This is a genomic window from Methylorubrum podarium, from assembly GCF_022179745.1.
Taxonomy (GTDB): domain Bacteria; phylum Pseudomonadota; class Alphaproteobacteria; order Rhizobiales; family Beijerinckiaceae; genus Methylobacterium; species Methylobacterium podarium.
Genome location: NZ_BPRD01000483.1, coordinates 1 through 3,808, shown reverse-complemented (window position 1 = coordinate 3,808; position 3,808 = coordinate 1). Strand labels below are relative to the sequence as shown.

General features: G+C 71.6%; 3 protein-coding genes. 2 read left to right on the top strand and 1 reads right to left on the bottom strand.

The genetic code is table 11. The features are described from left to right. Positions 1–247 precede the first annotated feature (247 nt). Positions 248–1,744 carry an MDR family MFS transporter gene (locus MFF42_RS21515; RefSeq protein WP_238257618.1) on the bottom strand — a complete coding sequence of 499 codons (1,497 nt, stop codon included), beginning with the start codon at positions 1,742–1,744 and terminating at the stop codon, positions 248–250. Between the two features lie 176 nt (positions 1,745–1,920). Here MFF42_RS21515 and MFF42_RS21510 point away from each other — a divergent pair, with 176 nt between their 5' ends. Together MFF42_RS21510 and MFF42_RS21505 are read left to right on the top strand one after the other, a co-directional pair. Continuing rightward, positions 1,921–2,556 (top strand): DUF938 domain-containing protein, encoded by a 636-nt coding sequence (locus tag MFF42_RS21510; protein ID WP_238257615.1) that lies wholly within the window; start codon positions 1,921–1,923, stop codon positions 2,554–2,556. Between the two features lie 124 nt (positions 2,557–2,680). Further along, on the top strand, positions 2,681–3,682 hold the full coding sequence (locus MFF42_RS21505; protein WP_238257614.1) for a phosphoribosylaminoimidazolesuccinocarboxamide synthase: 1,002 nt from the start codon (positions 2,681–2,683) through the stop codon (positions 3,680–3,682). Positions 3,683–3,808: the final 126 nt, after the last annotated feature.

Genomic DNA, 3,808 nt, shown 5'->3' with positions numbered 1-3,808 from the left:
CCTCGCCGCGCATCCGAGCCCGTCGATCCGCGCCCGCCGTGCGGCGAGGTCGGCCGGCCTCGGATGCGCGGCGAGGCGCGCCCGGATCCGGTCGATGTCGGACGATGCCATCGCGCTCCCCCGATCCGGCCGCACGGACGGCCTCGCCCGCCTTCGGGGGAGCCGTCCTGGTGCATTGTCGCGTGGAGAGATTTGCACGCGGACGCCGCTTTGAAAACGGCGTCCGGCGAGGCCGCGCGACGGCCGATCACCCGGCCCGATCCGGCTCGTCGCGCCCGTGGCCGCCGGAATCCTTCAACGGGCGCTCCTCGACGAGGGCGAGGCAGAGGAGGGCCAGGACGAGGCCGAAGCAGGCGGCGAGGAAGACGAGGCGGAAGGTCTGCCCGAGCTGCCCGGCATCGGCTCCCCGGATCAGCGCGGCCATGTCGTGCGCCGCGCCGTCTCCGATCCCACCCGCGCCGCCGAGCACGAGGGTGCCGAAGATCGCGACGATCAGGGCGCCGCCGAGCGAGCGAAAGAAGTTCATCGAGGCGGTGGCGATGCCGAGCTGCTGCGGCGCGACCGCGTTCTGGACCACGATGGTTGAGAGCGGCAGCACCGTGCCGATGCCCATCGAGAGCAGCACGAACAGGATCTCGATGAGCCAGAGCGGAAGCCCGTGACCCATGGAGGCGAGCAGCCCGCAGGCGCCGACGCTCAGCGTCAGCAGCACCAGCGGCACGCGCTTGTAGTGCCGGAGATAGGCCATCGACCGGCCCGAGAGGGTGGCGCCCACCACCGTCCCCACCATCAGCGGCACCATCGCGAGGCCCGAGCGGCTGGGATCGAGCCCGATGACGCCCTCGAGGAAGATCGGGACGTAGATGCTGAGCCCGATCAGGGTGCCCATGGCGAAGCAGGCGGCAAGCGTCGCGCTGGTGACGACGCGGTCGCGCAGCACGCTCAGGGGGATCAGCGGCTCGCCCGCGGTCGCGAGGCGGGCGGCGAAACCCGCGCCGCTGAGGAGGCCGAAGGCGGCGAGCCCGAGCACCGGGGCCGAGTTCCAGGGGGAGCGCACGCCGCCCCAGCTCAGAGCCAGCATCAGGCTGGTCGAGCTCACGACGAGGAGGGCCGCGCCCGGATAATCGACGCTGTGCCGCCGCTCGTTGCGCGGCAGGAGCTTCAGCTTGTCGTTGGTGAGGATGAAGGCGAGGAGCCCGATCGGCAGGTTGATCCAGAAGATCGCCGACCAGTGCAGGTGCTGGGCGAAGAAGCCGCCGAGCAGCGGCCCGGCCACCGAGGACAGGGCGAACACGCCCGCGATGTAGACCTGATAGCGCGCCCGCTCCTTGGCCGAGAGGATGTCGGCCAGGATGGTCTGCGACAGGGCGATCAGGCCGCCCCCGCCGATGCCCTGGAGGCCGCGGGCGAGCGCCAGGGCGATCATCGTCGGGGCCAGCGCGCAGAGGATCGAGCCGATGCTGAAGGTCGCGATCGCGATCAGCAGCATGATCCGCCGGCCGTGGATGTCGGAGAGCTTGCCGTAGAGCGGCGTCACGGCGGTGGAGGCGAGGAGATAGGCCGTGACGATCCAGGGCAGGTTCGCGGCATCGCCGAGGTCGAGCCCGATCGTCGGCATGGCGGTCGCCACGATGGTCTGGTCGAGGGCCGCGAGCAGCATCGCGGCGACGAGGCCGACGATGATCGAGCGGATCTCGTCCGGGCTGAGGCGCGGCGCTGTGCCGGCGCGATGGGGTGCGTTCAAGACGGGGGCCTTGGCTGAGGAACGGACGTGGCGCCGAAGCCCGGGGACGGAGGGCGAGGGCGCAGGCTGCCGGATTTCGGTCGGGCCAGACAGGGCTTGATTGGGGCGAGAGGGAGGCGCACGGACGGATCGTCCTGTCGCGCCGCCGGCCGGGCAGCACTTGCGGGAGATGCAGCGTGAGCGGCGAGAGCGCCACCGACGAGGCCCTGTTCGCACCGGCCGCGGCGCGCAACGGGGCGGCCATCCTCGAGGTTCTGCGCGATGTCCTGCGCGACGCCGTTCCGCGCGGCGGTCACGTCCTGGAGGTGGCGAGCGGGTCGGGCGAGCACGCGGTGCGCTTCGCCGCCGCCCTGCCGGACCTGCGCTGGCAGCCGAGCGATCCGGACCCCAGAGCGCTCGGCAGCATCGCCGCCCATGCCCGCGCCGCCGGCCTGCCGAACCTCCTCGCGCCGGTCGCGCTCGATGCGCGCGCGCGAGCGTGGCCGGTGACCCGGGCGGATGCGATCCTGTGCATCAACATGATCCACATCGCCCCCTGGGCGGCGACCGAGGGCCTGATGGCGGGCGCCGGCCGCCTGCTCCCGGATCGCGGCCTGCTCATCCTCTACGGCCCGTTCCGGATCGGCGGCGCGCACATCTCCGCGAGCAACGCGCAGTTCGACGACGGCTTGCGGGCCCGCGATCCGGACTGGGGCGTTCGCGACCGCGACGCGGTCCTCGCCGTCGCGGCCGAGCACGGCCTGCGCCTCGACCGGCAGATCGCCATGCCGGCCAGCAATCTCAGCCTCGTCTTGAGGAGGGCCGGGGCCTGAACCGTCGTCGGGGGCCGTGGGCACAGGGCGCGCGGCCGCACGCACGATCGAGAGAGGCGGATCGGGCACTTCCCTGCTACGAGGCGTGCTTGACCTTCCTGCCTGAAACGAGCGGGTGAGACGAATGAAGGATATCGGCCCTCTCGCGCGGTACGCGCATCACGTTCTGGACGAGGCGGAGATCGCGGGCCTGCCCGAGCGCTATCGGGGCAAGGTTCGCGACAACTACGATCTGGCGGACGGCCGCCGGATCCTCATCACCACCGACCGGATCAGCGCCTTCGATCGCCCGCTCGCGGCCATCCCCTTCAAGGGGCAGGTGCTGACGCAGACCGCGCGCTACTGGTTCGAGCGGACCGCCGACATCTGTCCGAACCACGTGCTCGCCTATCCCGACCCGAACGTCGTCGTCGGGCGCCGCCTCGACATCCTGCCGGTCGAGATCGTGGTGCGGGGCTACCTTGCGGGCACCACCTCCACCTCGATCCTGACCCGCTACCAGCGCGGGGAGCGCGCGATGTACGGCCACCGCCTGCCCGACGGCCTGCGCCCGAACGAGCGACTGGCGGAGGCGATCATCACGCCGACGACGAAGGCGGCGGCCGGGGGACACGACGAACCGCTCAGCGAGGCGGCGATCCTGGAACAGGGTCTGCTGACGGCCGAGCAGTGGCGGACCGTCTCCGAGGCGGCGCTGGCGCTCTTCGCCCGCGGCCAGACGCTCGCCGCCGAGCGCGGCCTCATCCTCGCCGACACCAAGTACGAGTTCGGGACCGACCCCGACGGGCGGATCGTGCTCGCCGACGAAATCCATACGCCGGACAGCAGCCGCTACTGGTTCGCGGAGAGCTACCCCGAGCGGCTCGCGGCCGGGACGTCGCCGGAGAGCTTCGACAAGGACTACGTCCGCAACTGGGTCGTGGCACGCTGCGACCCCTACCGCGATCCGATTCCGGAGATCCCGCCCGAGGTCGTGCTCGGGGCCGCGGCGGTCTATATCCGCGCCTACGAGACCATCACGCAGGAGACCTTCGTCCTGCCCGATCCGGCCGAGGTGCCGCTCGAGCGCATCCGGCGCAATCTCGCCGCCTACCTGCAGGGCGACGCCGCAGCGGGGCCGGTCTGATCCGGTCTCCCGTCGATCGGTTCGGGTTCTGCCCCGCGATGACGGAGCGAGGACCGAAGGAATCGAGCGGACAGGGCATCACACGGTTCCCGGTTGATCACCTCTGGCATCGCCCCTCTCCTCCCC

Coding starts and splice junctions, on each gene's coding strand:
- MFF42_RS21505 (WP_238257614.1), top strand. CDS start 2,681: ATGAAGGATATCGGCCCTCTCGCGCGGTACGCGCATCACGTTCTGGAC.